The sequence below is a fragment of the Neisseria sp. DTU_2021_1001991_1_SI_NGA_ILE_055 genome, assembly GCF_032342915.1.
Taxonomy (GTDB): Bacteria; Pseudomonadota; Gammaproteobacteria; order Burkholderiales; family Neisseriaceae; genus Neisseria.
On sequence record NZ_CP135440.1, the window covers coordinates 226,397 to 251,643 of the forward strand.

Here is a 25,247-nt window from a genome sequence, read left to right on the forward strand (position 1 = left end):
TTACTCCTGGTTGATGGGCAGTTCAAAAGTGAAAGCCCAGTTATATAAATTAAATTTCCCATCCAACGACATCGCTGGGTCAGAATCCCGTAAATTTCCACGGGCACCTTCAGTTTTGCCACTTTTACCGCCAATACCATTGTCAAACGCATAGGTAATTGTGGCAGTCGGTGGTAGTTCGTCCGTGGCTACAATGCGTACTTTATTTTGGTCGGGCAAGAGTTCAACCGATGAAATGGCTACTTCTCCTGCGTTATAAAGCGAGAAGCCGTAGTTACCAGGATTACTAACCAAAGACTCATCGAAAACTAATGGAGCGACCGGCACTTCAAATTCAATTTCGACGGTGCGTGCATCAATCTTTCTTAAAGCCTTCGGACGTAAACCAAGCCAATCACGCCCCTCATCAACTACAATTTTCTTTACTTTGGCGTAATATTCACTAAGCCATTTAGTATCATTTGCCAAAATGTGCGCATAATCTTTGTAGCTAAACTGGTATTTCGGACAAACAAGAAAAATACGAGGATGCTCAGCAGAGGCTTTTAACTGCAATAGAGGCGTAGTGAATTGGTGTCGTGTAGGTGCAGTTTTCTTATAACCAGCAGCACTACTGGTTTGGCAGGTCAACATAACTGGCTGTTCTTTTTGACCAGTCAATACCTGGATATCCGCCGTAAAGTCATCCAACCATTGAACCAAGTTTTTGTCATACGTCGCATTACCAATATTACCGTCACCTTCTCCGTGAATCACAAAGAGTGCTTTATAGGTTGGTTTGAACGGGAAGTTCAGCATCGTCTTAATCTGCTTAATAATTTTTTCATACACGCCGGAATCACCGCCTTTTTTCAGGCTGGCAAAAACCTTACCGCCATAAGCACTACCGATCATCATTATTTTACGAGGGTTGGTTTGAGCATCTTTTGCAGCAAAGCCACTACAGATGGTCTCGTACACTTGTTCTTTAAGTTCAACCGGGCGTACCCCAGCTCCACGGGCAGCGTTAGGAATCGGGCCGGTATCCAGCATATATGCTTTCCCTGCAGCGACAGCCGTCTTACTGATTGCGCTGTTCGCACCACCCTCTGCCAATGATTGACCAGTTACAATAAAACCATCAGTGGAACTGTCTGAAAAGACTTGCTTGGTCTGGCCGTCTGAAACTTCATAAGTAAGCATCACCCCACGCCGTGGAGCAACATATCGTACAGCTTGTCCATAAGCCTGGCAGGCAACCACGTCACCACGGTTAGTAATACGTGTGACAACACCGCCTTGCTGACGATAGACATCCCCATCTTTTAAGTACACGAGCCCTGAATCATCAAGTACCCCGCCAGGGAAATGCACAGAACCATCTTCTTTAATATGCGTAGCTACACGTCCTGATTTATCGGTGACTACATATGGAGAATCCGATGACAACCCGATATGGCCTCCGGGTAACATCATCTCTCCGTTCGGAGCATGAAAACCAAAAAGTAAACGATTTCGGCGGTCAATCATCCCCCAACCGGGGAAATTGTCATCGTTTTGCATGGTTACTGCAGGCTGATAAAAGTCTCCGCGCTGTGTTACCCCGTATGCAATTTTACCGTCTGAATCTGTTACCGCCTGAGCCAACCACATATCGACATCGTTGGTTCTTAAAACCGCCACTCGGTCGGCAAGGCCATTCAATAACGCATTTAAAGCCGCAAATTTCTCATCCAAACCCTTAGAAGCAATCAGCTTTTTCATCTGCTCCACAGACTCAGGGTTAGTTTGAGCAAACTGCAATAAAGCCAAAGACAATGTGTCCGCCAAATACTGAACGTTCACAATCTGTAACTGTTCAGATCCGGTTGCTGTTGGTGCTTTAGGGATTCCTGTCAACTCGGGAGAAACTACAGGTGCTTTAGAGTCCAGGCCACTTGCATCATCATTGACCTTATTCACTGCCGTAGCGTGATTTTCTAATGCTTTATCTTGTTCTTCCGCTTTTTGCTTTAAAAATAACGTACGATTTGCAAGTTGCTTGGCCTGCAGATTGTCAATACCATTCTCCCCGGCCTCTACCGGATCATCTTTTTCCAATTGATAGATGCCGTTTACCCATTCAGCAACTTCTTTTAAGTCAGCCATATTTGTCCTCGATAATGTTGTCCGTTACGTGTAATTCGCTTGTTGTGTCTTAATGCACCGACTGCCTGTTTTAAACCACTCAAAATACAGCGGGCAGGTGCGTAACTTCTCACACCCCACACAATCTCATCGAGCTTACTTTTCTGCACCGGCTCAGTTAAAAATTCAATTTGAAAATGAGCCCATTTATTTGCACTGCCGCGCAGGTGAAAACCATCTCTATATTTAATAACCGCATCATGTTGTTTGTGGCGTCCACCTTCATGCAGTCTGACTTCTCCCATATCAAGGGTTTTAAGGAACAACTTAATCGCATATGGTGTACCTTTTTTACGATGGAGCTTAATAGCTTGTTTAATTAATCTCCGACGGGCAGGATCATCCGTAGCCAGGCCATATCCATCTTCATCAATTAAACTCCTACTCTCTGCCAACAATGGCAAATGATCAGGATCAACGAGCTGCGTCAGTCGTGGCATAAGTTTGGATGTATCTAAATCCTCTATACCAAGACTCAAATCTGCCAAACGTTTATACATTTGATCTTCATTGATAATATGAGCATAACGCAGCTTAGCCATTTGTTTTTTCCCCAATCGTCAAACGAAATCCGACGCATTTCGCCCATTCATTTTGTGCGACCTTGATATGGCTTAAACCATCAATCCTCACGTCGTAGACACCGGATACTTTTAAAGCCATCTGCACCTCCAATGGCACCACATCAACCCCAAGTTTTGAAAAACGGCCAGCCTGGTAAATCTCCCATGCTTTCTCAGCAGCGACCAACACATCGTCAGCATTGGCCGTATCTAATAAATCAAGAACCGCCGCTACTTGGTATTCCACGGCATTAGGGGCGCGCACAACCACCGTATCGCACAATGGCCTAATGGAGTCATCGTTTAATTCCGCCTTGACCTTGGCAATTAACTCTTTGCTCGGCAACCCGTCATTCGTAAGTAAGGTAACCGCTACCGTTCCACCGATACGATTTCCCGACGAATCAACATCGTTATCAACATGTACGTCAACAATAGCCTGTGATACCCGGCGTGCGTAATACTCATAGGATTTTTTTGGCCCACCGACCGAAAATGCTTCCAAGGCCAATAAAATACGCTCGCGGTAGGCATCATCACTTTCGATCACAACACCGCCAGATGGGATAGTTCCATTCATAACAGATACCGTAATCTCATCATGTAGCGGATTAACCAGTGTATTGATTTGTCCGATTGCCCACCCATTACCTACCAGACCGGGCACAGTACATTTCGCCGGTAGTTCGACCGATTTCCTACTTGACGATAAAGTTGCCGATGCAGTGGTCTCAAAAACCAACTCGCCCACACTCGCTTTAGTCCCAATAGGGATAAAAACCTGCTCTGAAGAAAGTTTGGCTTCACATGAAAAGCGAAGCGTAGTCAAAGCTGATTGCTCTACCAAACGTGGCGTCGCAACATCATCTCCGCATAAGTCCAACATAGTGCCAGTAGCAAAACGGACATGTTGTTGGCGGTACGCTTCATTCATTTGTTGGCGAGCCAGTGCTTCACGATAGGCATAAACATTGATAAGTAGGCGTTCGATATGTGCTGGCTGCAATGTTTTGCCACTTTCATCCTCGTATTTGGCAATGGTTTCAGACAGGATCGCAGCCAGATCATCATTAACGACTTTAATGTCTTCACGCTTTAAATTTTTTAAATCCATGTCGCGTTCTCCAGGCTCATAGATGTTCTATAAACTTCACTAGATACATCATCAGCAACCCTCCAGCTCACGGTCATTACGATATGTGGAGCATTGCCATTGAAAATTACTTCCTCAACAACCGCTCGTTTTTCCCATGTCTGAATGGCCAAGACAACTTCACGTACGATATTTGGCACAAACACGTCTTCCGGCGTGTCGATGTAATCGAAATGGTTGCTGCCAAAGTCCGGACGAGTTACATCCGAGCCTTTTCTCGTAGACAAAATGTTATGAATACACAGATCAATATCGTCCACGCCCTGAGCCAAGCCGCTGTCGCCGGGGGCGAGCTGCCAGTGTTTGGAAATCGGGGTGGTGAATTGCATAAAAAAATCCCTGTATCGTTTTGATACAGGGATTTTAGATAAGGCCACCTGAAACCGCTTTTAATACAGATTAAACCACTTTTGAGCAATACAGGGGGGTATATACAAATTAACGCGGAATAGTTGCAGAGAAATCTGGGTTGCAATAATACTTATATCTCATATCCAATACATCAACAGCTTTTTCATAAGAAGCAGCAACCATATAATTTTTATAAGGGGTATAATTATCTAATGTTTTTAAGGCATTGGCACAACCGTGTTCTTTTATTTGTCGATAGAAGAGACTAATGTCTTCATGAGTTATTATTTCCAAACTAGTTGCCGAAAACATCAGTTGAATTAATAGTACATAATTATTATCTGGAATGTATTCGTATTTTTTAGAAAATAACCGTGCCAATTCAATCAAATTATCTTTTTTGCAAATGCTAAACTCGGCATCAGGATAAATATATACAGGCTCATTTGGAAAAATAATCTGACTAATTTTGTGACGTTGTTGTTCGATATTCATCGCGCAATCCTTTAAAGAAATAATCGGATTCCGATAATGTAGCCATTTGGAATTTTTTCAAGTAGGAGGGCTGGTTTTCCCACCACTATCGCCATCATGGATATGTTCTTTTACCGAAATACCAGCCGCCATCACATCTTCTGTTGCAACAAGGCTTCCATCAATTACTGCCGCTGCACCACCACCACCTTTACCTGACATACCTGCGGTATAAGTAAACAGGCCTTCAACCGTCAAGGTCTTTTTTACCACAGTATCGGCATCAATTGTTACCACGCCGCCGGTTTTGACCAATACATCCCCCGTTTTGCGATCATGCTCAATCACAGTGCCATTTTTAAATCGGCGTATCCATTTGTCTTTATTGCTTGCAGGAGGCTTATCGGCTGTGCTGTAAATTGCGCCAATCACACAGCCGTTTTCGCCGCGCGCGTCCAGCAAGCAGACAACTTGCTCACCTTCGTCGGGTAAGCTGTAAAACTGATTACCACCGGCGGCTGGTGTGCTCATCGGTAGCCAGTCGGTTTCCATATCTTCCAATGCAGGAATTTTAACGCGCAGATTATGACCGGCTTCATCTACCGCCGATACCATGCCAAATTGTAGAGTCGCCGTAAAATCATGCGTTTGAGACATCTACTTTCTCCTCGTCTTCAATATACTCAATCATCTTAACCTCCAGTTCGGTCGTATAGCCGCTACTGCTGCGATATTCATGCCGTGCCTGTTTAACCAAATACTTACCGGAAAACTTACCCATGTTTTTCAGCCTAACGGTTTGCCCTGCAACCAGCAGCGCGTTGCCGAACAAGGTAATGTTTCCGGCACATTGATCGTCTTGTGCGTCAGCTAGTTTGGCATCGGCACGAGCATTAAGCTGAGCTTGGCTCTCTCCTTTATTCGGCACTATTTTCAAGGTGTCACCAGTGTGGCCACGTTTAGATTTTGGGCGTAAAGGTTTTGTTTTCCGCTTAGCAGACACCGTTTTTTTGGTTTTCGGGTCATAACCGCGCATCTCAACCTGGGTTGGCACGCCTTTAATCAAGTCACGTAGACGAATTCTCATCATATCTTCCGGACTCAACACCACCACGGCTTCACGCTCTTTCAGGGTAGCATTATCGGCAAACACCAGCTTATCCCCGACAATTTTGAAGGTGTGGCCATACTCTTTGGCCAACCGGCTTAAAAACTCAACGTCGCGTTCCTGATACTGAGTTACGCGTTTTATTTTGATGTCTTTAACTTGCCCGGTAAGCTGCAATTTCAAACGGCCTGCCACTTGACGAACAATCTCTGCAAGCGTGGTATTTTCATACGCACGACCTTTTAAGGTACGGCTTGCTTTACTGATACCTGCAGACAAAGCCTTCATACTTACCGTTGACGGAGGATGGTTATACTCAATTTCAGCGATCTCAAAGCTGCCCAATGCCACCAAACCGGTAAATTGGTCGCCCAAACTCAACGCAAGTGCATCGCCTTGCTCAGGATACCAGCCACGCAGCCAGCGGCCGTCGGTATCTTCAAATTCTACCTGTAGTTCATCAGATTGCCCCTCAAGATAATCTGTATAAACGAAGGAAATCAGATACGGTGCAATGTCGCCGGTGATGTCTTTGTTTTCGTAGCTCAGTGTGAAATCCGGCTTGGTTACCGGGTGTGTACCGCCCGAACCGCCTTGCACGGCCAAGCCGGACAATAAAGACGAAATATTCATGGTCTTCCTTTTCAGACGGCCTTAACGCAGCCAAGGCGGTAAATCGGCCTGATTGTTTTTAGGTTTGCTTTCCAATACTGGAACAAATACTGTCAAACCACTGACAAACTCTTCAGCCAACGGCAAATGCGGATTTGCCGCAATAAGGCCGTCAATCAGCAGCGCATTGCCGTAGTGCTTATGGGCAATCAAATCCCAGCGGTCACCGTCTTTAGTTATATAACGTAAAACTGCACTCATGAATCACTCCGTGTTGCAAGCCATCCAGTCAAAGTTTCAACTGCTGACGCTCCATTCGCCATCGCCTCTGTTGCCGTCATAATGGATGACCCGGCGGCATCCAACCAACCTCCGACTGAACCGCTCTCATAACCCGATCTTAGGCTTGCAACCGTATTACCAAGTGCATTTCCAGCCATACCGAGCTGCTCTGCCAGTTTTGTTGCGCTCGTCAAGTCACCAACAACAGCCGTCACTTCTCCAATGCCGTTCAAGTTTTGTAGAACCGGCGCAGCAACACCAAGTGCATCACCGACCAAGTGCAAAAGTCCGGCAGGATCATTTTTTAGCTCTTTCGCCGCTGTAATAATGCCTTGCACTTGTTCAATGCCACTTTCTGCAGCCCTATAAATTTTTACTCCTGTCTCAACCGCTTTGATTACCTCAGACGCCTGTGCCTGAACCGACTCGGGCAGCAGGGACAGTAATGGATTTTGTTTGCCGCTGATAATCGCTGGTGTTGGCAGCGGATTATTTGGGTCACCGACAAACTCGGTCAGCTCCACATCCAGCTCACGCGCGGCGGTACGGCCTTTGCTATCCTGAATCAATGTGCGCTCGGTCAGGCTTTCAATTACAAACCAGCCGACAAATCGACCTGAACCATAAACCAACGACACCGCTTGTTGCGCCTCCAGAGCAGCCAGCAAGCCCTTGTAGGCCGTGTCAGGATTGCCCAACATCCAATGCAGCTTTAACCCAAATCTCAGCGTGGTCAGCTCATTTTCCATCGCCTGCAGGCGTGGTCTTCCCTTAAGCACTTCATGCTTGGCAAACTTGGCCGAGTGCTGCGCTTCCAGGCTGGAAAAACTTTGCAAGGTCTCAAATCTCACGTCGCCCAACATTGCATACATCAGAAAGCCCTCCGTTCACGGTCGGCCATCATACGTTGAAACAGCGTTTCAAATTCGCGTAAGCCCATTTGCAAGGCCGTCTGAATTTGTGCAGGGTTACCACCTGGCGCGTTGATAGTCGGATTAAAATGGATGGTCACACCGCCAGGGGCTGACGCAGTCTGCCGCGCCTGCTCGAAATCTGCACGATGGCCGGATACACGCGCAGCGACATCAGCACGTAACTGACCGACACGGTTCGTAAAACTGTCTTTCAGACGGCCTGCCCATGTGCCGATAGTACCGATTGGCCGACTGGCCGTGCGACGGATACCGATGTCCAAACCTTGAGTGATAAAGCCACCGAAACGGCGGAATTCACGACTTGGAGAATGGATATCCATTACCGCCTGGAATTTTGCCTTAATCGAATTACCGATAGAGGTAATCGTGTCATATACTAAAGCTGCTGCTGATTTAATACCGTTAACCAAACCGCCTATCAGCATTCTGCCGAAACCGCTGAATTTCTCGGGTAGTTCGATACCGAACCAAGACAGGACACTGCGGAATGCGGAATAAAACGCACCTAGCGGCGACCAGTTCAGAATCAGACCAAGTATTCCTTTCAGACCTCCGTCAAAGGCGGTTTTCATTTCAGTGATTTTGTTGCCGACCCAGCCGACGATTGCTGTGATTTTCTCGCCTATCCACAAACCTACCGATTGGCCGAAACTACGTGCCCCGCCTTCGGCAACTTGCGTGGTGCTGAAAAAATCTCCAAAGAAATCCAATAGCGGCTGAACCAGTGGCCTGACCGTATCCCACAAACCGCCCAAGACGGAGGAAACGGCAACTACAACTGGTGCAATTGCAGTATAGATACTGTCCCAAGCAACAGACAATGCAGCAACCAAAGCATTGAAAGCAGGCATCAACGGCTCTAATCCTTTCAACAGCCCTTCCCACAACCCGGCAAAAAAAGCCTTAATTGGCTTCCACGCCTTGTAAATTGTCCATCCAACCAGGGCAAGTGCGCCGACGGCCAAAACCAGCGGCCACATTGCTACCAGTGAAGACAGGCTGAAACCAAGCATGGCGGCTCTTGCCGCCCCCAATGCACGCATGACGACTCCCAACCGACCAGGCAATACGCCCAACCCCAAGCCGCTTTGCATCACCGTCTGGGTCAAAACCGCCGTCGCCTTCAAAGAGAGCAGGCCGCTTTTTAAAGCCAAATAAGTCGCACGCGACCGGTTGGCAACGACCATTACACCAAACATACCGACTTTAAAAGCCAAAAGCGATGCCGCCGTACCAATAATCCCTTTCGTCAATACGGGATGTTTCTCTGCCCAGTCCGAGACGATGTTGGCAATTCTGATGCCCTTATTCAAAAAGTCATTCACGGCAGGCAGGACCATCGCACCCAACTGTATGCCGAGTTCCGACAGCCCATTTTTGAAAAGCTGGATTTGGTTGGCGGTCGTTGCCGAACGGTTGGCAAACTCACGTTGCATCGACCCAAGATATTTCAAATTGCCCGAAGCATCGCGCTCTTCCAGCAATGCCAGTTGGCGATTGTACTCACCGATGTTGTTGGCGAGCATCATGGCGTCGTCGGCATAGTTCCTGCCGAACATCTCCAGCAGCATGGGGAATTGTTCTGCTTTCGGCAACTGCTTGACCCTAGCCAACAGGTTCAGCATCGCACCGTTGGCATCTTTGTCCATCGCAGTGGCAAATTCCTTAGTCGTCAAGCCCAGCTTCGCCAGCTCTTTTTCCGCACCGCCCGCCTTCATCACCGACATCGAAGTAATCATGCCCTTCATTGCCTGCGCCGCGAGTTCGGGGGCTTTACCCATACTCAGAAAGGTGCTGCCCAATGCCGCACCTTGGTTTTCCGTCATACCCAACTGCTTGATGTCGCTGCCGACACGAGTTAGGACGTTGACAATATCCGCCGCTTTGGAGTTTGCATTGTCCGAAAGGTGGTTGATGGCGTCACCCAATCTGCCGATTTTGGAAATCGGTATCTGCAAGACGTTGGACAGTGTCGCCATAGATTCGCCTGCCTGTCCTGCCGCCATATCGAATGCCACCCCCATTTTGGCGGCATCTTCGGCAAAGCCCGTCAAGTGTTCCCGAGCGACGCCGGACTGCCCACCTGCGGCAACGATGGCGGCAATTTCCTTGCCTGCCATAGGAATCTTGCGGGTCATTTTCAAAATGTCCCGTTCCATCTCCTTGAATTGCTGCGGTGTATCGAAATCGACCACCTTTTTCACATCCGCCATTGCCGATTCAAATTCAATCGACATCTTGACGGGCAGAATCAGAGTACCTGCGGCAACAAGTGCGCCCTGCCATTGCCCTTTAATGTCCGCCCATTGGCTGCTGACGGCTGCTCTTTGGGCGCGGACAGTATTGAGCTTTTCATATTGGCGGGTCAACTTGGCAACGGAATGACCGATTCTTTCGTATTCCTGCCATAACTGCTTGGCAGATGATACGCTCAAACGACTCTTGTTCCGCTCCAATACCCTTCCCAATTCCTTCTGACGTTCGGACAAGGCATTCGTCGTCATTTTCAGCGTCTTCATCGCCTTGCCGATATGGGTCAAGCCTGACAAAGCCCCGCCGACAACGGCGGAAACGCTGATTGATATACCTAAATCGCTTGCCATATGGTAATATCCTGAAAAATCTGCAAAGAAGGGATGAAAAGATGAATGGAGGATTTGTTATTGCCGCATTGGCATTCGTTTTATTGATGGCAGGCGGTTTTCCCCTGCTTCTGTTGGGATTGGTACTGTATTTGGCATGGTTTGCTTGGGTAGTGTTCCGCAAAGAGCCTGAAGAGCTGTCAAACGGTTGGTGTCGCGATTTGCAGCGCGAAATCGAAGAAGAACGCCGACACCAAATCTGAATTACATCCCCCTCCGATAACCCGCCTTCATCTGGCGGGTTGCTTCTTTCTGCCAGTCCTCAAATTCATCCAAAGTCAGTGCGTAAATCTCGTCCACGCTCCAACCGAACCACCATGCCAAATCTGCAGCGGCAGACAGCAGTTGCCGCTGCGCTTCCGCTCTTGAAAGAAGCGGCCTATTTGCCGTCTTGGTCAGTTTCTGTGAGGCGGCGAAACGTCTCCTGCATCTGCTTCCAATCCGCCAAGTCCAAACAGTCCAAGTCTTCCGGCACCATGCCAGTCATGCGGGAGAACAGGGCAAGTTCCTGTTCCGCCTCATTCGTAAAATGCGAGACGGCGCGTAAATCACCCACACGCGGACGGCGGACAGTTACCTGCTCCAAAATCTGCCCCGTCGCCAGTTGGACCGGATATTTCAGTTTCACAACGGTATTCACACCCAAATCTTCTTGCAACTTCTTGGCTTCATTCATTTTCCATCTCCAAAACGTTTATAAAAATAAAAAAATCACCGTATCGGTAAAGATACGGTGATTGTGTCAAAGGTCATCTGAAACGGCTTTTAATCCGATTTAAAGATTAAGCGCCTATATTTTTACGCATTTGGTTCAAAACGTCCTGACCGTCCACGCGGTAGATGTTTTTGAACGCGTTGTAGTACAGCACTTCGCGACCACCAACGACTTGGCGGACTTCTGTTGCTTGGTAGGTTGAACTAAATTCTGCCTTTTCCTTCGGCTTGTAGCCACCTAAAGCGTTTTTTGAAAACATCGCTGTTACCGTGGTAACAATAGGGACTTCTTCCGCCAAACCTGCTGCATTAAAGGTTTGCAGGTTACCGCGCACCATCAGTTGCACGGCCTTGAATGGGTTGGATGCCTTCTTCGCCACCTCGGGATAAAAGCTGTTCCAAGTAACTTCGCCTTCCAGGGCTTCTACGCCGTTTGGCAGTTTGATGGTGCCGACCAATCCTAAGCCGGTGTATTCGTCCTGCCCGAACTCAAACTCAGGCAGTTTGAATTCCGAAGCATTACCCAACAGGCTGTTACCGTCGATATAGACGTTGGCATTGTAGATTGCATTGATTGCAGACATATTTTTTCCTTTTCAGACGGCCTTAGTTAGCCGATACCAGATTGGCCAGATACTTGCGGGTCATCACGCTGGTATTGGTTAGACGCTCGGCCGGCAGTTTAGGTGTGTAGTCGTAAACAATCGGCACTTGGCCTTTACTGAACGCATCGGGCAGGTCGTAGTCATAGTCCAAACCAACCGAAAAACCCACAATGGAGGGCAGCGTACCCAAATAAGTACGAACCGTCTCAATCAAACTGTCGATTAACGCATCATCAATCGGTTTGTCGACATATTGCAGCTCAGCGCGACGGATGGACTCATCAATCAAGTCGCCGGTACGTTGGGCTACCTCAAAGTTCTTGATGTGAGAAGTAGTTGGGAAACAGGCAAGACGGTTGCCCCACATACGATACCCAGTACCATAGCTATTGAAGACGGTAGTAATGCCTTTTTCATTGAGGCGGTTGGTTTCGGACTGCGGGTCGCCGGCGCGAGCAGTCAGACCGATTTCCACGCCGGTTACGCCCAAGAGTTCGCGGTTAGATTTGCTGAACCAATAACCCTGCTCAACATCAGTCTTCATGCGCAGACCGGCAGCGTGGGTAGCCAGTGATTCCATACCCAGCAGACCGATCACATGCGGGAAAAACAGCTCGGCACGGTCGCTTGATGTCTGAAAATTAATCGTACCCAATGGCCCACGGCCTTCGAGAGCTTTGCTCAAGGTCGTGCCTTCAGGTGCGTTGATATAGGCAATTGCATTCAGGTTGTCGGCCACGGTAATCATTTTGGCGGCGACGGTAGCCGTTTTGTCGTAATTCGGCACAATAATGATTTTGGCATCTGCGCCTTGGCGATTGTAGCCTTCTGAGAGCAGCTCCAAGCCCGTGCGCTGTCCGGTAGCCGCGACATATGCACCGATGATGTCGGCCTCTGTTACTTTGGTCGGGTCTACGTAGCTGTAACTGATTTTCGGGGCGGTCGGTTTGGTTTTATACACAATCTCGCCGGTTAGCGCGTTGATGGTGTAGTGCTGGCCTTCGATCAGTGCGGCTGCGCCGTCAGTCAGGGCATAACCGATCAGAAGTGCAGGTTTGTCGGTATAGGCCGTCAAGGTATTGCTGTCGACGGTCAATACTTCGTCCTGTACTTGGGTCTTATGGCGTGCGGGATCGCACACGTTAATCACATAAGCCACACCAGAAGCATAACGTGTCCAAATATTGGCCGCGTCAGGCAATGTAAAGCCTTTACCGGTCAACTCACCGCCAAATTGTGCAAAGTCTTTCTTGGTTTGACACACAGTCAATTCGTTGACCGCACCGACTGGTGCAGTACCGACAATAGCCGTAATCGCACCGTCAACGGTATAGACAGGATTAGAACCACCGTCAATACGGATGGTCTCCGTACCATGATGATAGGCTGCTGCCATTATGAATTCTCCTTAGTTTTTAAATCAGGGTTTAATGCATTTCCATTCAAGCGGCCATGCACCTTAATGAGCAAGGGATTGGTATTGGGCTTACAAACTTCGACTTGTTGAGTTTCCGTCTGAACGGTCAGCTCATACTGCCATGCACCGGCATCTTCGTTTAAAAAACGCTCTTGCAATAAATGACACGGAAGACAGTTTGGAGGGCGGAAGCCGACAATCGCCAACCGAGCTTCGTCTAAAATTGCCAGTGTGCCTTCATCGCCGTGCAGATTGCTGCCGATAACGGTTAACACTAGCGTCATGTCTCGCTGCTGGGCAATGTTGCCCAAATGTTCCAAATTAGTGAACTTACTGCCACCGTAGCCAACCAAAATCGCACCGGTCGGGTGGATAAACTGGTATTCAGACGGCCTTTCGGGGAACGCTTCCACGATGACCCATGGAATGGCCGTCTGCAAATGCTCAACTACCGCGTCAATAACAGGACGTGTCGCACTCACAATCAATACCCCGTCATGTCAATACGCGAACCGACACGCGTGTGATACGCACCTGGCTCCGGTTGAGCCTCTTTATCCAAAGTATCAACGCCGATATGGATTTTGCCGTCGCGGATGGCTTCCAACGTTTTCAGAGTCGCGTTGTAGGCAGTCTCCAACGTCTTCGGAAAATCCGCCCGATTGATGCGGCGCGAGTGCAGGAAATGGCGGGCAATGTTGATACACAATGGCGGCAACACCGTCGGTACCGACTTAAGAGGCAGCGGATAGCGTCCACGCAAATAGCCGTCAACCAAGTCGCTGGCATAGCGGATGGCTTCATCCACTACCGCCATATCCGGCTCAGTCGCACGCGGCTCATCGTTGGTCAACTGCACCAATTCCGGCTTACTCATAGCCTTGAGCATATTCTCGGCGTTGATGTAGTACATTACGCGTCCGCCTTTGTTTTGCGTTGCGTTTTGGTTTGAGACTCAGGCTCTTCAGTTGCAGTAGATTCAGACGGCGTTTTCTCTTGAGCTTCTGCCTGTTGTGCATCCAGCTCTTCGCCTGTAGTTGTCGTCGGCGTCACATGAGCGGCCACTGATTCGTATTGTTCAGGTGTCAGCTCAATAGCTTCGCCTGCTTCCACGCGAAATTGCTTACCGGCTTCGTCTTCAAGAATCAATGCAGTGTTTGCGATATAAACCTTAGCCATGATTAACCTTTCAACAATACACGAACAGTTTCACCTGCGGCGGTTGCAGCAGTCAGAGCCGTACCGGCAATTTTTGCCGCACCGGATACTGCACAGCCTTGTGCGTCTGCACCTACTTCGGCACCGATAGCCACTGCGCCACCTGATTCGACAACAGCAATACCGACCACATCGACTGCAGCAGTATCACCAGTTTCAACATCATATGGAGCGACACCCAAAACGGCCTCGCCGGCTTTAGCCTGTGCACCTTTAAAATTAACAAAGCGGTTTTTCACAATTGCGCCTGTCGCGGTAATGGTAGTTACCAAAACTACTTGTTTTGTTTGTGCCATGTTTTACTCCTGTGCCATCTTGGCAGCGTATAAAGTTTCTTTAACGTGATAACCCTCAAGCTCCCAAAGCTTGTTTAAGGCATTTTCACGGGCAAGATCGCAGCCGATACTTTCGTCAAATGCCTTTGGATCGATACAGGCAGACTGACCGATTACGACGAAGCCGCTATCCAAAGTCAGAGAACAAACCGTGGTCGTTTCACCGATACGCGAAAACGAAACTGAGGCTATTTTTTGTTCTAAAACTTCCTTGGTAATTTGAAACATCTTTTCTCCATAGGCTGTCTGAAATTACTTCTCCACTGTTTTAAAGATTTCAGACTGGTTACTACTTTCGTTTCAGACGGCCTTGTCAATTAATCTACTGCGTTTTCAAACAAGAAACCGCACGCACTACCCACCACAGCCGCTTTGCGGATATCGGTATAACGGGCATATTCGACTTTGCCGCCAACTTCTTCATAACGGTCGACCACCGGCATGCCGCGGCGACGGAAGGTATAGCCGAATGCAGGTTCGCCTTCGTCATTGCCGTCTGAAACCAATTCGGGTCGAACAATCAGACTGGCAAATTTGCCCCAAACGTCCTTGGTGGGTTTGCCGGTTGCAACAGATGAAACAGCCTGACCGACAATGATGTCATCCAGTTCCAGCAGGTTTTTCAACTGTTCAACAGTCAAGAGAGATTTACGGTCATTGGCGGACAGAGAAGCGAGGAGAGCCTTATTGCGCTTGAGTTGAGACAACACGCTGGCACCTACTACCAATACGCCGGGGCGCACACCGCAAGCTGCACGGACGGTTTCACGTGCACTTTCAATATCGGCCAACGGGTCTGAATTATCGGCACTCCACTTTTTCGTGGCCGCCAAATCTTTAGTGTGGCCACTCTGATAAGCAGATTTCGCCTGCAGCAAAGCAGCCGTTTCGATTTCTTGGCGCAGTTGCACACCCTTGGTAGCGCGACGGGTAGCTTTGGCTTGCTCGTTAAACAGCGATTCCGCTTGCTCACGGTAATCCACACCAGCCGCTAAATCGTGTTCTTCCAACACAATCGGCAGATAGTTCGGCGCATCCAAAGTAATCACGTTAGACGCCGCACCGACGGCACGCTTGGTGTCGTATTCGACAAAAGAGCCTTTGCCAAACACCGGCACCTGTACGCCTTCTTTATCAGTGAATACTTGAGGGAAAATTTTCTCGGCAATAAATTCCGCGTTTTTATAACCGACTGCCAGATTGGTTAAAACTGGATCGACCTGACCGCGAAGGCGGCGCAAATGAGAACTCATCGTTCATCCTTTCAAATTGAAATGCGACGACATCGTCGCTTTTGGGTTAAACGGCGGTACGGCGTGCCGCTTCTTCGTAGCTGATGCCTTCTTTGGCTGCCAAAGCCACAGCACGTTCGTGATGGATCAGCGCATCAGGATTAGCCGCTTCGGCAAAATCGGCCGGCAGTCCAGCGGCGGCCATAGGAGTAGTCCCTTTGGCATAGTGGCCGCTTGGCAATACTTCCGGCAGGTTGCGCAAGAATTGGCGCAACGCTTCGCCAATGGTGCTGCCTTCGCCAAAATCGACGCTGGTATGTTCGGGGTATTCTGCGAAGTCCAATACCTGCACCACCAAATCCTTATCAGCGGGTTTCAGACGGCCTTCTTTTACCAAGGCTTCGGCAAATTCGGCATTCTGATCATGTTGACCTTCACGCAAGGCTTGGTCTTGCTCGTCTTGCAAGCGTTTCAGCTCTGCTTCCGCAGCGGCTGCCTTAGCTTCGGCTTGTTCACGGGCGGCTTTTTCGGCTGCCAGTTGTTCTTCGGGCGACATAGAGGTCTCCTTGTTTTCATGGGTTTGAGATTCGTTTGGGGTTACAGGGTCGGCAAATGCCGGTGTGGGAGGTTCGGGCTGCCAGTCTGCCGATTCTTCAATGTCGCGAATTTCCCAATCGGCAACGACTTTATCGGCGGTGGCCGCGTCGTACTGCTCAATCAGCCACTCACGCAGACGGCGGAAAATCGAGGCCGTGCGGCGGTGTGCATATTCGGAAAACTCGACATACTCATCGTCTTCAGCAAAATTAATGGCGGATAAACCTTTTACCGCAGGTGGTTGCGCACCGAGAAAACCGACATGGCGCAGATACCAAGAGCCTGGCTTCGGATTGCTCGGGCTGTCGGGCGGATAGAAACTGGCCGACACTTTTTTGTAACGGCCGCTTTGTACAAGACTGACAAAATCATCGTCCATTTGCGCAAAATCGGCCGACAGCACACCACCATCGGCTTGCAGACTGCCCACCCAGCCATAGGCCGGAGCATCGGTCTTCGGATGGCCAATGACCAGTGGTGCTTCATGCAGCTTTGGGTCATAAGCTGCAGCTGCCTGAGCCACATCCGCATCGGTAATCGTCACTTTTCGGCCGTTATTGTCAGTACGCGTGCCGGATTTAAAAATTTCAAACAACTTTTTCACAAAAAAAGCCCCATCGGATTGATGAGGCTATTTTGACAAAGGCCGTCTGAAACGGCTTTTAATGCGGTTTAAAACATGTTTTACTCAAAATGCGCAAAAACGGCATTTTTAGCGAGTTTATAGCTCAAGGTAAGCAAACCCCCGACCAAGACGAGAAACGCAATATAAAAGCGGTCAGGATAAAACCTGACCGCCATTCCGTTTTATTACGAGACTTATCCAAACAAATCAGTCTGTCTTTTCGACCTTTCCGCATCTCCGACTGCTTTCACAATGCGATAGATTTGTTGAACAGTTAAATCAAATTTCTTGGATAATGCCGCATGATTCTTACCATTAAATTCCCGATATACCTGCTGGTCTCTTTCCGATACCTTGCCGATATGGTTCTTCGGGATATAAATCAATTGGCCTCCCCAGTTATCCGTAATGAATCTTGCCACCTTCTTACTTACCACCTTCGCCTGAGTTTTATCCAACATCGGCAGCTCAGAACATAAACAGGCAGACATTTGGTCTTCCAAATCGGTTACCAGCTCGGGTACGCGCTCATCAGCCACTTAGCACCTCCAGTTTTCTTTCCTCGCGTAACAACCATTGTTTCAAGTGTTCAATGACCTTCTGTGCATTATCAATATCAAGCCAGCCATGATAATCAACGCCGACCATACGCTTTACAAACCTACCCAAAGCCAGCTCGGACGGATTTCTTACTGCACCGATACCGTGTAGCTCAAGCCATAACGCACGTATTTTTTTAATTTGGCCATCAACCGCAGGATGGGCAGGCCGGACTTTAATATCCAGCTTGTCACTTTTAGCCTGCGCTTTTGTCGTTACTACAAAACCACGCGCCTTCAGAGCCGTTACCACCAGTTCTAACTCATCGACCGACAACTTAGTGCTGCTCGTTTTCCCGCGCGAAATATTGGCCAATAGCGTACGGTACTCGCTATCGGCCATCATCAACTGCGTTTTACCGACGTGAATCAGACGGATTAAACGCTGTTTTTTCGCTTTTGCCGTTTCCATGCTAATCCTTTCTTTTCACATACTGAAACGCTGTTTCATATATTTAAATAAATCAATATATTACACATGATTCTACATTTGCCGGTAGTCATTTGGCAAATAAAAAAGGCCGTCTGAAAGTTTCAGACGGCCTTTTTTATAGCCTGGCTATGGATTGACTGCTTTTTTCAAATCCGTACCGGCTTTAAATTTAGGCGTAGTATGGGCAGCGATGACCAATGCCTCGCCGGTCTTAGGGTTACGACCTTGACGTTCTGCCTTGTCTACAACATAGAACGTACCGAAACCGGTTAATCGAACCTCGCCACCGGCAATCAGCTCGTTAGTCACAACAGTCTCAAAGGCATTCAAGACATCAGCTACAGTAGATTTACTTACGTTTGCTTTTTCGGCCAATGCGGCCACCAATTCAGTTTTATGCATGATTAACTCCAAATGATTTAATAAAAGCGGCAGACCGTGCCGCGCGGTTAAACTCTTTAATCTTTTCCGTCCAGCCAGTTGTCTTCATCTTGGTCTTTCCAATCGTCCACCCGAAATACCAAGTGGATTAACCAATAGACGAAGATTGAGGCAGAAAATAAAAACAGCAGCATAGTCACACTTTCGCAATATCCAAGTTCATCAGCTGATACTCGCCGTCTTGACCACGTTCGTAAATCCGTACAAATTGCTTGCTTGTATGAACTTGCAAACTATCGCTCAAAGCATCCATAGCGCGTTGTCATTTCTCATCTTTAATTGCCAACCGGCGCAGCCCAAGAACACGAGCAGTAGATATATTGCCTTCTTTATCAACCTGGAATGCCGCATTAATGAGCGTTTTCAACTCCGTCCGGCTGCCCTCAGTCCACTCATTGATGCACTCATCAATCAAAGCCTTGGCGGCAAGCAGACCTTCATCAAAGACCAGTGTGTCCTGCATAGCAAGATTTACACGATATTGACCGTCGAAGCTGTGAAGAGTGACATTGCCTTTCTTGCCGCCCAACGATACGTCGTAACGGTCGGCGGAGAGCTGTACAAACGCCGCAATATCCTCAACAGCACCACGTTTGAAATCCACAATCTTTTCTTGTACCGACCGAGCCTTTCCTGCCAGCTCCATGACCAGCTCGTCGCGCAATAAATCCATTTCCTTAATATTGTCTACCGGCACCAAATTACCTTTTGCATCTTTGCGGTATTTGCTCAAATCCAGTTCATTCATTTTTAATACCTTTCTGCCTGTCGGCATATATCTTTCTACATTCATCCACCGTCCGGTGGCGTTGGCCGTGTATCCATTCCCTGTTCATGCAGGGCGCAGTTTTCAATACTGCCAACTTCTGTTTCAATGCTTTTGCTTGCTGTTTACCGTATGTAGTAGGAGTATGTTTTTCATCCAACCTAGGCACCATCTTTATTTCCAAAGGCGGTAGATAGCGGATTAAGTCAGATGGATTCGGCCATTCGTTCTGTGAGACAGCGATATTCTCAAACGCCATTTTTACCCTTGATACATCACGATCAGGCTGCCATTTTTGTTTGAGCAGAAGGCCGTACCATACTTGGGCTACCGCCGTCAGGTCTTTGGCAGCCGGTCGGCCTTTTAGATTTAAGGCAGATAGCAACATAAACCCTTTGGCGATTTCCTTTTTCAACCATTCATGCTGGTTCTCCATTTCCTGCCCACTCCATCAAATTCCCCACACCGGCACGAAGCTTTGTCCCTGATTCAGCCGCATTACAGACAGCAGGAGTTGAAGCCATTCTTTCCGGCTGCCAAAATGTGATGTTTTCCAGTAAGAACCCGTGACTTGTTAGGGGAGTTTTCAGACGGCCTGAGTCACGCGCCTCAATGCAACGGTTCGCAGCCCAAATCCATGCTTCGCGGGGAGCCGCATATTGCTTGCGGTTGCGCTCGACCATCCTTGCCTGAATCATAGGCAGCAAATCTCCCAATAGCTTTGAAACTCTGTTAAAACTTAAATCCTTTTCAGCCGGACGAAACAGTGTCAAATACCGCAACATCGCTTTGACCAGCTCATCCGAAATGCCGGTCAGGGCAATCAGGGCTTCACGGGCATCGTCATGGGCGATTAATACATCCAAGCTCATCACCGCACCGCAGGTAGGGCAGCGTACTTTCATGTTCTTGCCTCCATCAGCCTTTTGAGGCTGCAATAAACCAAGTCGGAAAAATCAATAGCTGCATCACATGCCTGATCTCCATCTTCTACATCCACCGGAGGGAAATAAAACAACCCATTTCTCCAAGATGTATTTGCAGCGACAACCGCATAAACTTCTTCAAGCGTACAGCCCTCATTCAGCTCTTTACTCAGGTAATCTGTATCGCCTTCTTGGTTTCCCAAAGCAGCATCCTGAGTAACCTTGATAATGCCGTCACGGGCGATATTTAGATAAATTGTCATCTCACCATCTCCAAATCCTTACGGCTCAAACACCGCAATGCCGTCTGAACCACATCCTCAATTTCATCCGATAGCCGAGATGACACATACATCATCACAAACTTACCCGACACCGTTGTCAGCTCAGTGACAAGATGACCGCCTTTTTCGCGCCATACCGACACTTTGATTTTGCTGTAATCCCTGTTCATTTTTCCGCTCCGATGGGCTCCAAAACCACGCCTGCCATTTTGTCCGTATCGCTCATTCCGCCATACACCGCCTCCCATAACTGGTCGGCAACCTCTTTATCGCAGTTTGGCTGTACAGATTTACTGCTAATGGTTTCCCACAAAAAAGCTTGACCAGCCCCAACGATGAAACACAAACAGATAACTTTAATTTTCGTACGCATACTTATCTCACACCCCCCGTACCACATCGCCGTCAACAAGTTCAAATCCCAATTCCGCCGCCTGATTCATCGCCGCAGCCACAAGATTATTGACGGCCAGAGGATAGAGCAGGCTGTTCTGTTCAACCCCTTTGCTCGTTCTGCTCTTCACAGTCAAACGTTCCGCAACCGCATCCACCGCACTTTGGTTCAAAACTTTTGAAACATCCGCACCGACCCGGGCAAACTTGTGTTTCAAATAACCTTCCAGCTTGCCGTCAGTCAGAGGAAGGAGGGTAACCACCTCGCAACGTTGCACCACCTCGCGCACAGCAGGATTGTTTTCGCTGAGCTTTTGCGCCAACTCCGTCTGACCGATTAAGACAATCCCGAGCAGGCGTTCAAACCCGTTTTTAAGCTCAAAAAAGCGTTTCAGATGTTTCAGGGTCGGCAGCGGCAGACCGTGCGCCTCCTCAATCAAAAGCAGGTGTTTGTTTCCTGCTTTCGCGCTTTCCGACAAAGCGCGGTGGATTTGGCGGAAACGTGCTTCCGGGCTGCGCTTCGGGCTGGTTCCCGGCGACACCGCCTCCAGAATGGATTCGGCAATATGTACCGCCTTAAGCGTTTTGCCTTTTTGGTCGTTGTCTTCCATTGCCAGCACATAAGGCTCAATCAACACAATCTGACGGCCTTCGCGGTTGATACGGTCTTGCAGGTCTTCGCGCAGTGTGGATTTACCCGCGCCGCTTTCACCGACCACCGCCACAAAACCGCCATGACAGGCCGTCTGAAACATTGCCTCACGTACATAACGCACGTCAGGGGTCATATACACATCGTCTGCCGACTGGATTTCATCGTTGAACGGGTCGCGGAATAATCCAAAATGCTGTTTTGCGGCTTGGTTCAGGGTTGCTTTTCGTAGTAACATCTCATTGTCCTTGTCTTCGTAAGTTGCTTGGGCAGGTGCGGTTTCCGGCTCGTTTCTCAGGCTCGCTGGGATTTCCGCACCATTCTTTTCAAAAAATTGTTTCAATTTCCTTCGCAGCTCGGCTGCGTTTTTTTTCGGCCATTGCCCGTGATTGACTACCGCCACCAGCATCGGCTTGCTGCATCCAATTTCGGCTGCGGCGGTGGCATAGGATTTGCCGATTTTTTGAAAACTTTGTTTCATCGTTTTCCTCTCTACAAATGCGACGACGTCGTCGCATTTGCCTAACCGGTTTTATGTAATTTCAGACGGCCTGCCGTTTTCAGCTTGTCAAAAACCGCTTCCAACTGACTGGCGGCCACACCGTCCGGATAATGTTTGGTAATGAGCGCAACAGCCTGTTTCCAGTCTCCACCTTCGGCTTCGATACGCGGCTTCAACAGCTTCGCTATTTCCACCTTGCTCAACATCTGCTCGGCGACCTCCATCCGGTTGTATTCCATCTGCTGGCCGCCACGCTCCAAATAGAGCGTATTGCGTGTAGCGAGCGTATCTTCCTGGTGCTTGAATGGATCTATAGACCCGCCGAACGGTACAGCCTTGCCTTTTCGATTGGCTGCCGCCTGCTCCAGCGTTTCCGCTCCCATAGCCATCTTGTCGAGCTCCTTCGCATGTTGCTGGGCAGCAGTATTGCCCGGTGCCTTGTACTCCTCGCCGATGACTGCCGAATCGGCTCTGAAGCCCATGTCGTCGAACACCACTTCCGGCACAGCCACCCATGTTTCACGGCCGTCTGCATCAAACGTTGCCGCTCGTGCTCCGTTCTCTTCCCAAGGGTTTTTGGCTACCAAAACCTTCTGTCCAACCAATATGCCTTGAATGGCTTTCACACTGTAGAAACGACCGCCGAAGCGTATTTCTAAATCAGCCGATACCTTGGCTTCTTTTGGCGCACTGATTGCCAGCTCTCGGCAATATTCCGCAGGAGGCGGCAGGATCAGCTGCTCCGGTTTGATTTTGTTCCACGCCTGATAGCGGGTCATACCGTGACGGCTGTGAATCTGTGTACCGTTGTAGTAACGCATCCAACGCTCTGCCAGGGCATTCAGTTGGTCGATATCGTGCACCTCGGTAAAGCGCAAACCGCTTTCAAATGACGTTTCCACAATGTCATTGGCTTTCTCTACCTGACCTTTGGCACGGGGGTTGCCGGGTTTATTGATCTGCACATGCACATCAAGCGACTTGCACAGCGTTTTAAAAGCAGACGACGTATTCGCACTTCCCGGGTCAAGCATGACCATGCGCGGCACACCGCGTATCGGATCCTTATGTACATCCTCCTTGGCTTGCATCATGAAGATGAAGAAATCGCACAAGTTCGCACTCGTCTCGCCACCGAAGTAGTACCGGGCGACAATCGTTCCACTGGCATGGTCGGTGCCGGTGTAACGCCACACGCGGTCTTGCTCAATCTTCACAACATTTTTAGGTTTGTTTTTGTAGAATTCCTCCTCTTTCATCACCCTAAGCCCCGTATCCTTGCCGTGTCGCGGCAGGTAATACAAAACACACAAACTAGGGTCGATTTGCCAGCAATGATTCGGATGTTCAGATTTCATACGGCTGACAGGATCAGGCTGAAGTAATTGGTCGGGATGTAGCTTGTACTCTCGTAAAGCCCGGGTAATGGTGTTTTCAGAAAGAGGACTTACTTCTCCCGTTTCCTCATCAATCCGCGCCGCCTCGATTTTGCCGTTGGCTCGCAGCATCTCCACTGCTTGCTTGACCGACATCAACCGCTTTCCGTTGCGCCTCATGGCCTCCACCAGTACAGCCGAAATCAGTTTGGCTTCTTCTAGCTTCAGTTCCGTTTTACCGGCATCGCTTCGCCGTTTTCGGCTCGGCTTAACACTCACAGACTCCAATTTCCGATAGAGCGTAGCGAGCGATACCCCTAAATCCTGTGCCGACCGTTTCAGATACTCCGACCGTTCTCCCCGTCCAAGCAAAGCGGCTTGAGCCTCGATTTCAGTCAGTCTTTCTACCAATCCGGCGTTCATGATTTATTCTCCCAACCACTCCGGCGTCTCATCTTGAGGGGCTTCCATCGGTAGAGCGTAGCTCTCGCGGATGCCGTTGCAATCCAAAATAATCTGATTCAACGCCCCGACCATTTTTGCCTGATGACTAATCCCGTGCGCCTCACTGTGCGCATTAAGTTGGTCGAACAAATCTTTCAGACGGCTCACTTGACTGCGGATACCGACCTCAAGGCTTGATAACTGCATCGTCAACTCACTGCCCACATCCTCCGCCTTCGGCTCTCTTACACCGGTTTGCTTCTTGGCCAGCTTCTCGGCCAGCTCATCGACCATTTTGTTCTTGTCGGCGATGACTTTGTCTTTTGCTTCCGCCGTCTCGCGGCTCTCCCGCAAGGCTACACGCAGTTCCTTAACAGTCATGCGGTCGACATCATCAAGCGTATTGCCGTTGATTTCGCCGCCTTCGGCAAACTCCAGCAAGGTGTCGTCATCTTCCACCAGCAGCTCCAGCAGTTTTGACTTTCCAAGTTTCATCAGCTGCGGCTGCGCCTGTTTCATTTTTGGGTCAATAAAGCGCAGCGTGGCATTCATCAAGCGTTGTGATTCACGGCGACCTAAACCAAACTCTTTCTCGGCAATCTCAGCAAAACGGCCATGCGGCGTATGCTCTTTGATGATGATGAGTGCGCGACCCAGCTCAAACATACCTTCCATCGTTTGGCGTACCGCAAAGCGTCCCCGTTCAATCCAAACAGCCTCGTTGTAAGCCTCGCCATTTGAAAAACGATCCATAACCGCCATGCTATGTATTGCCAGTTCGTTTGCCGTTGAGCCAACCGCGTGTCCTAATACTTCCATTTTTGTCTCCTGCAAATGCGACGACGTCGTCGCATTTAATAAACTCGTTGTTCAATTTCCTGCAAACGTGCAGTCAAACGTTCTTGTTGCTGTCTGAAACGTTCCGCGATTTGCAAGGTTTTAATGCTGTACGCAAAATTTCCGTTATCCAGCTTGACTACCAAACCCTCGGCAATCAGGTCTTCCAAGTCCCGGCTGACATGTACCGGCGAAATACCGAGGCCGTCTGAAATTTCCTTGTTGCTGATGCCGATAATCGGATGGGCTTCCAATGCCTTAAAGACTTTCAAAAGTCGTACGCCTTTGGCACTCATCACGCACTCCGTTTCACTTCATCCAATTTGGACTTCATCCCCAACTCAACTGCGATTTCATGCGCCTTACCACGGTTTGCCTTAACGTTTCCGTTCAAAATCCGGGATACATAAGTCGGGTCATAGCCACGCGCATCGCACCAATCCTTAATCGTTTCACCGCGTTCGCGGAAACCTGCTTTTATTTTTTCTGCTTTCACGGAATATCTCCTGTTTCGTTCTCGTGTTAAAATTCTGATTGTTTAAAGATTTAAACAATCTTGGTTAAA

General features: G+C 48.9%; 35 protein-coding genes and 1 pseudogene. 1 reads left to right on the forward strand and 35 read right to left on the reverse strand.

Annotation, left to right across the window (positions count from 1 at the left end):
* The 10 genes from RRV97_RS01005 to RRV97_RS01050 all read right to left on the reverse strand — a co-directional run bounded on the left by RRV97_RS01005 (position 1) and on the right by RRV97_RS01050 (position 10,247).
* Positions 1–2,127, reverse strand: a complete 2,127-nt coding sequence (locus RRV97_RS01005) for a hypothetical protein (RefSeq protein ID WP_315611695.1) — start codon at positions 2,125–2,127, stop codon at positions 1–3.
* Entirely contained in the window at positions 2,115–2,708 is a 594-nt protein-coding gene (locus RRV97_RS01010; RefSeq protein WP_315611696.1) for a phage tail protein, read from the reverse strand. The genes RRV97_RS01005 and RRV97_RS01010 overlap by 13 nt, the downstream gene beginning before the upstream one ends.
* Entirely contained in the window at positions 2,701–3,843 is a 1,143-nt protein-coding gene (locus RRV97_RS01015; RefSeq protein ID WP_315611697.1) for a baseplate J/gp47 family protein, read from the reverse strand. Before RRV97_RS01015 ends, RRV97_RS01010 begins: the two co-directional genes overlap by 8 nt.
* Positions 3,834–4,211 carry a GPW/gp25 family protein gene (locus RRV97_RS01020; RefSeq protein ID WP_315611698.1) on the reverse strand — a complete coding sequence of 126 codons (378 nt, stop codon included), beginning with the start codon at positions 4,209–4,211 and terminating at the stop codon, positions 3,834–3,836. The genes RRV97_RS01015 and RRV97_RS01020 overlap by 10 nt, the downstream gene beginning before the upstream one ends.
* 109 nt (positions 4,212–4,320) lie before the next feature.
* A complete protein-coding gene (locus RRV97_RS01025; RefSeq protein ID WP_315611699.1) occupies positions 4,321–4,728 on the reverse strand; it encodes a hypothetical protein in 408 nt (135 codons plus the stop codon).
* Positions 4,729–4,785: 57 nt separating this feature from the next.
* On the reverse strand, positions 4,786–5,364 hold the full coding sequence (locus tag RRV97_RS01030; RefSeq protein WP_315611700.1) for a phage baseplate assembly protein V: 579 nt from the start codon (positions 5,362–5,364) through the stop codon (positions 4,786–4,788).
* A complete protein-coding gene (locus RRV97_RS01035) occupies positions 5,348–6,448 on the reverse strand; it encodes a phage late control D family protein (protein ID WP_410505876.1) in 1,101 nt (366 codons plus the stop codon). Before RRV97_RS01035 ends, RRV97_RS01030 begins: the two co-directional genes overlap by 17 nt.
* Positions 6,449–6,469: 21 nt before the next feature.
* A complete protein-coding gene (locus tag RRV97_RS01040; protein WP_049322398.1) occupies positions 6,470–6,688 on the reverse strand; it encodes a tail protein X in 219 nt (72 codons plus the stop codon).
* A complete protein-coding gene (locus tag RRV97_RS01045) occupies positions 6,685–7,581 on the reverse strand; it encodes a phage tail protein (protein WP_263341268.1) in 897 nt (298 codons plus the stop codon). Before RRV97_RS01045 ends, RRV97_RS01040 begins: the two co-directional genes overlap by 4 nt.
* On the reverse strand, positions 7,581–10,247 hold the full coding sequence (locus RRV97_RS01050) for a phage tail tape measure protein (protein WP_315611701.1): 2,667 nt from the start codon (positions 10,245–10,247) through the stop codon (positions 7,581–7,583). Before RRV97_RS01050 ends, RRV97_RS01045 begins: the two co-directional genes overlap by 1 nt.
* Before the next feature lie 41 nt (positions 10,248–10,288).
* Between RRV97_RS01050 and RRV97_RS01055 the strand changes: the two genes are divergently transcribed.
* On the forward strand, positions 10,289–10,489 hold the full coding sequence (locus tag RRV97_RS01055; protein WP_315611702.1) for a hypothetical protein: 201 nt from the start codon (positions 10,289–10,291) through the stop codon (positions 10,487–10,489).
* Position 10,490: 1 nt separating this feature from the next.
* Here RRV97_RS01055 and RRV97_RS01060 read toward each other — a convergent pair whose 3' ends face one another.
* The 25 genes and pseudogenes from RRV97_RS01060 to RRV97_RS01180 form a co-directional block, all read right to left on the reverse strand.
* Positions 10,491–10,610 carry a GpE family phage tail protein gene (locus RRV97_RS01060; protein ID WP_315611703.1) on the reverse strand — a complete coding sequence of 40 codons (120 nt, stop codon included), beginning with the start codon at positions 10,608–10,610 and terminating at the stop codon, positions 10,491–10,493.
* Between the two features lie 55 nt (positions 10,611–10,665).
* The gene (locus RRV97_RS01065) at positions 10,666–10,962 is read right to left on the reverse strand and encodes a phage tail assembly protein (protein ID WP_315611704.1); all 297 of its coding nucleotides are present in this window, start codon (positions 10,960–10,962) and stop codon (positions 10,666–10,668) included.
* A gap of 106 nt (positions 10,963–11,068) precedes the next feature.
* Positions 11,069–11,584 (reverse strand): phage major tail tube protein, encoded by a 516-nt coding sequence (locus RRV97_RS01070; protein WP_315611705.1) that lies wholly within the window; start codon positions 11,582–11,584, stop codon positions 11,069–11,071.
* Positions 11,585–11,606: 22 nt separating this feature from the next.
* Positions 11,607–13,001 carry a phage tail sheath family protein gene (locus RRV97_RS01075; RefSeq protein ID WP_315611706.1) on the reverse strand — a complete coding sequence of 465 codons (1,395 nt, stop codon included), beginning with the start codon at positions 12,999–13,001 and terminating at the stop codon, positions 11,607–11,609.
* Positions 13,001–13,504 (reverse strand): Gp37 family protein, encoded by a 504-nt coding sequence (locus RRV97_RS01080; protein ID WP_063068638.1) that lies wholly within the window; start codon positions 13,502–13,504, stop codon positions 13,001–13,003. The genes RRV97_RS01075 and RRV97_RS01080 overlap by 1 nt, the downstream gene beginning before the upstream one ends.
* A 2-nt stretch (positions 13,505–13,506) precedes the next feature.
* Entirely contained in the window at positions 13,507–13,935 is a 429-nt protein-coding gene (locus RRV97_RS01085) for a DUF1320 domain-containing protein (protein ID WP_315611707.1), read from the reverse strand.
* The gene (locus RRV97_RS01090; protein ID WP_070646942.1) at positions 13,935–14,201 is read right to left on the reverse strand and encodes a hypothetical protein; all 267 of its coding nucleotides are present in this window, start codon (positions 14,199–14,201) and stop codon (positions 13,935–13,937) included. The genes RRV97_RS01085 and RRV97_RS01090 overlap by 1 nt, the downstream gene beginning before the upstream one ends.
* A gap of 2 nt (positions 14,202–14,203) precedes the next feature.
* Entirely contained in the window at positions 14,204–14,536 is a 333-nt protein-coding gene (locus RRV97_RS01095; protein ID WP_063068500.1) for a capsid cement protein, read from the reverse strand.
* A 3-nt stretch (positions 14,537–14,539) separates the two neighbouring features.
* A complete protein-coding gene (locus RRV97_RS01100) occupies positions 14,540–14,803 on the reverse strand; it encodes a Gp49 family protein (RefSeq protein WP_063068499.1) in 264 nt (87 codons plus the stop codon).
* Between the two features lie 89 nt (positions 14,804–14,892).
* Positions 14,893–15,828, reverse strand: a complete 936-nt coding sequence (locus RRV97_RS01105) for a hypothetical protein (protein WP_107976301.1) — start codon at positions 15,826–15,828, stop codon at positions 14,893–14,895.
* Positions 15,829–15,874: 46 nt separating this feature from the next.
* Positions 15,875–16,948 (reverse strand): 2-oxoacid:acceptor oxidoreductase, encoded by a 1,074-nt coding sequence (locus RRV97_RS01110; RefSeq protein WP_315611708.1) that lies wholly within the window; start codon positions 16,946–16,948, stop codon positions 15,875–15,877.
* Positions 16,949–17,223: 275 nt separating this feature from the next.
* Complete coding sequence (locus tag RRV97_RS01115; RefSeq protein ID WP_079453739.1) at positions 17,224–17,568, reverse strand: Mor transcription activator family protein; 345 nt, start codon at positions 17,566–17,568, stop codon at positions 17,224–17,226.
* Positions 17,561–18,040: a gp16 family protein gene (locus RRV97_RS01120; RefSeq protein WP_315611709.1), complete on the reverse strand. Its 480-nt coding sequence runs from the start codon at positions 18,038–18,040 to the stop codon at positions 17,561–17,563. The genes RRV97_RS01115 and RRV97_RS01120 overlap by 8 nt, the downstream gene beginning before the upstream one ends.
* 147 nt (positions 18,041–18,187) lie before the next feature.
* Positions 18,188–18,463 carry an HU family DNA-binding protein gene (locus tag RRV97_RS01125; protein ID WP_315611710.1) on the reverse strand — a complete coding sequence of 92 codons (276 nt, stop codon included), beginning with the start codon at positions 18,461–18,463 and terminating at the stop codon, positions 18,188–18,190.
* Between the two features lie 175 nt (positions 18,464–18,638).
* A pseudogene (locus RRV97_RS01130) lies at positions 18,639–19,250 on the reverse strand (DUF3164 family protein).
* Complete coding sequence (locus RRV97_RS01135) at positions 19,243–19,704, reverse strand: hypothetical protein (protein WP_049322381.1); 462 nt, start codon at positions 19,702–19,704, stop codon at positions 19,243–19,245. Before RRV97_RS01135 ends, RRV97_RS01130 begins: the two are co-directional and overlap by 8 nt.
* The gene (locus tag RRV97_RS01140; RefSeq protein ID WP_315611711.1) at positions 19,688–20,173 is read right to left on the reverse strand and encodes a hypothetical protein; all 486 of its coding nucleotides are present in this window, start codon (positions 20,171–20,173) and stop codon (positions 19,688–19,690) included. The genes RRV97_RS01135 and RRV97_RS01140 overlap by 17 nt, the downstream gene beginning before the upstream one ends.
* The gene (locus tag RRV97_RS01145; RefSeq protein ID WP_315611712.1) at positions 20,170–20,457 is read right to left on the reverse strand and encodes a hypothetical protein; all 288 of its coding nucleotides are present in this window, start codon (positions 20,455–20,457) and stop codon (positions 20,170–20,172) included. Before RRV97_RS01145 ends, RRV97_RS01140 begins: the two co-directional genes overlap by 4 nt.
* Positions 20,454–20,648, reverse strand: a complete 195-nt coding sequence (locus RRV97_RS01150) for a hypothetical protein (RefSeq protein WP_049322378.1) — start codon at positions 20,646–20,648, stop codon at positions 20,454–20,456. The genes RRV97_RS01145 and RRV97_RS01150 overlap by 4 nt, the downstream gene beginning before the upstream one ends.
* Positions 20,645–20,791 (reverse strand): hypothetical protein, encoded by a 147-nt coding sequence (locus tag RRV97_RS01155; RefSeq protein WP_168165904.1) that lies wholly within the window; start codon positions 20,789–20,791, stop codon positions 20,645–20,647. Before RRV97_RS01155 ends, RRV97_RS01150 begins: the two co-directional genes overlap by 4 nt.
* Before the next feature lie 67 nt (positions 20,792–20,858).
* Positions 20,859–22,004: an ExeA family protein gene (locus RRV97_RS01160; RefSeq protein ID WP_315611713.1), complete on the reverse strand. Its 1,146-nt coding sequence runs from the start codon at positions 22,002–22,004 to the stop codon at positions 20,859–20,861.
* Between the two features lie 41 nt (positions 22,005–22,045).
* Complete coding sequence (locus tag RRV97_RS01165) at positions 22,046–23,824, reverse strand: transposase (protein WP_315611714.1); 1,779 nt, start codon at positions 23,822–23,824, stop codon at positions 22,046–22,048.
* Between the two features lie 3 nt (positions 23,825–23,827).
* The gene (locus tag RRV97_RS01170) at positions 23,828–24,664 is read right to left on the reverse strand and encodes a hypothetical protein (RefSeq protein ID WP_315611715.1); all 837 of its coding nucleotides are present in this window, start codon (positions 24,662–24,664) and stop codon (positions 23,828–23,830) included.
* Between the two features lie 35 nt (positions 24,665–24,699).
* On the reverse strand, positions 24,700–24,978 hold the full coding sequence (locus RRV97_RS01175) for a DNA-binding phage protein (RefSeq protein WP_049322374.1): 279 nt from the start codon (positions 24,976–24,978) through the stop codon (positions 24,700–24,702).
* The gene (locus RRV97_RS01180; RefSeq protein ID WP_314575196.1) at positions 24,978–25,178 is read right to left on the reverse strand and encodes a DNA-binding protein; all 201 of its coding nucleotides are present in this window, start codon (positions 25,176–25,178) and stop codon (positions 24,978–24,980) included. Before RRV97_RS01180 ends, RRV97_RS01175 begins: the two co-directional genes overlap by 1 nt.
* Positions 25,179–25,247: the final 69 nt, after the last annotated feature.

Coding starts and splice junctions, on each gene's coding strand:
- RRV97_RS01045 (WP_263341268.1), bottom strand. CDS start 7,581: ATGTATGCAATGTTGGGCGACGTGAGATTTGAGACCTTGCAAAGTTTT.
- RRV97_RS01165 (WP_315611714.1), bottom strand. CDS start 23,824: ATGAACGCCGGATTGGTAGAAAGACTGACTGAAATCGAGGCTCAAGCC.
- RRV97_RS01010 (WP_315611696.1), bottom strand. CDS start 2,708: ATGGCTAAGCTGCGTTATGCTCATATTATCAATGAAGATCAAATGTAT.
- RRV97_RS01050 (WP_315611701.1), bottom strand. CDS start 10,247: ATGGCAAGCGATTTAGGTATATCAATCAGCGTTTCCGCCGTTGTCGGC.
- RRV97_RS01095 (WP_063068500.1), bottom strand. CDS start 14,536: ATGGCACAAACAAAACAAGTAGTTTTGGTAACTACCATTACCGCGACA.
- RRV97_RS01005 (WP_315611695.1), bottom strand. CDS start 2,127: ATGGCTGACTTAAAAGAAGTTGCTGAATGGGTAAACGGCATCTATCAA.
- RRV97_RS01145 (WP_315611712.1), bottom strand. CDS start 20,457: ATGACAATTTATCTAAATATCGCCCGTGACGGCATTATCAAGGTTACT.
- RRV97_RS01075 (WP_315611706.1), bottom strand. CDS start 13,001: ATGGCAGCAGCCTATCATCATGGTACGGAGACCATCCGTATTGACGGT.
- RRV97_RS01020 (WP_315611698.1), bottom strand. CDS start 4,211: ATGCAATTCACCACCCCGATTTCCAAACACTGGCAGCTCGCCCCCGGC.
- RRV97_RS01140 (WP_315611711.1), bottom strand. CDS start 20,173: ATGAAAGTACGCTGCCCTACCTGCGGTGCGGTGATGAGCTTGGATGTA.
- RRV97_RS01120 (WP_315611709.1), bottom strand. CDS start 18,040: ATGGAAACGGCAAAAGCGAAAAAACAGCGTTTAATCCGTCTGATTCAC.
- RRV97_RS01105 (WP_107976301.1), bottom strand. CDS start 15,828: ATGAGTTCTCATTTGCGCCGCCTTCGCGGTCAGGTCGATCCAGTTTTA.
- RRV97_RS01030 (WP_315611700.1), bottom strand. CDS start 5,364: ATGTCTCAAACGCATGATTTTACGGCGACTCTACAATTTGGCATGGTA.
- RRV97_RS01150 (WP_049322378.1), bottom strand. CDS start 20,648: ATGAACAGGGATTACAGCAAAATCAAAGTGTCGGTATGGCGCGAAAAA.
- RRV97_RS01100 (WP_063068499.1), bottom strand. CDS start 14,803: ATGTTTCAAATTACCAAGGAAGTTTTAGAACAAAAAATAGCCTCAGTT.
- RRV97_RS01035 (WP_410505876.1), bottom strand. CDS start 6,448: ATGAATATTTCGTCTTTATTGTCCGGCTTGGCCGTGCAAGGCGGTTCG.
- RRV97_RS01055 (WP_315611702.1), top strand. CDS start 10,289: ATGAATGGAGGATTTGTTATTGCCGCATTGGCATTCGTTTTATTGATG.
- RRV97_RS01085 (WP_315611707.1), bottom strand. CDS start 13,935: ATGTACTACATCAACGCCGAGAATATGCTCAAGGCTATGAGTAAGCCG.
- RRV97_RS01175 (WP_049322374.1), bottom strand. CDS start 24,978: ATGAGTGCCAAAGGCGTACGACTTTTGAAAGTCTTTAAGGCATTGGAA.
- RRV97_RS01125 (WP_315611710.1), bottom strand. CDS start 18,463: ATGCATAAAACTGAATTGGTGGCCGCATTGGCCGAAAAAGCAAACGTA.
- RRV97_RS01040 (WP_049322398.1), bottom strand. CDS start 6,688: ATGAGTGCAGTTTTACGTTATATAACTAAAGACGGTGACCGCTGGGAT.
- RRV97_RS01090 (WP_070646942.1), bottom strand. CDS start 14,201: ATGGCTAAGGTTTATATCGCAAACACTGCATTGATTCTTGAAGACGAA.
- RRV97_RS01160 (WP_315611713.1), bottom strand. CDS start 22,004: ATGAAACAAAGTTTTCAAAAAATCGGCAAATCCTATGCCACCGCCGCA.
- RRV97_RS01025 (WP_315611699.1), bottom strand. CDS start 4,728: ATGAATATCGAACAACAACGTCACAAAATTAGTCAGATTATTTTTCCA.
- RRV97_RS01170 (WP_315611715.1), bottom strand. CDS start 24,664: ATGGAAGTATTAGGACACGCGGTTGGCTCAACGGCAAACGAACTGGCA.
- RRV97_RS01135 (WP_049322381.1), bottom strand. CDS start 19,704: ATGGAGAACCAGCATGAATGGTTGAAAAAGGAAATCGCCAAAGGGTTT.
- RRV97_RS01015 (WP_315611697.1), bottom strand. CDS start 3,843: ATGGATTTAAAAAATTTAAAGCGTGAAGACATTAAAGTCGTTAATGAT.
- RRV97_RS01070 (WP_315611705.1), bottom strand. CDS start 11,584: ATGTCTGCAATCAATGCAATCTACAATGCCAACGTCTATATCGACGGT.
- RRV97_RS01065 (WP_315611704.1), bottom strand. CDS start 10,962: ATGAATGAAGCCAAGAAGTTGCAAGAAGATTTGGGTGTGAATACCGTT.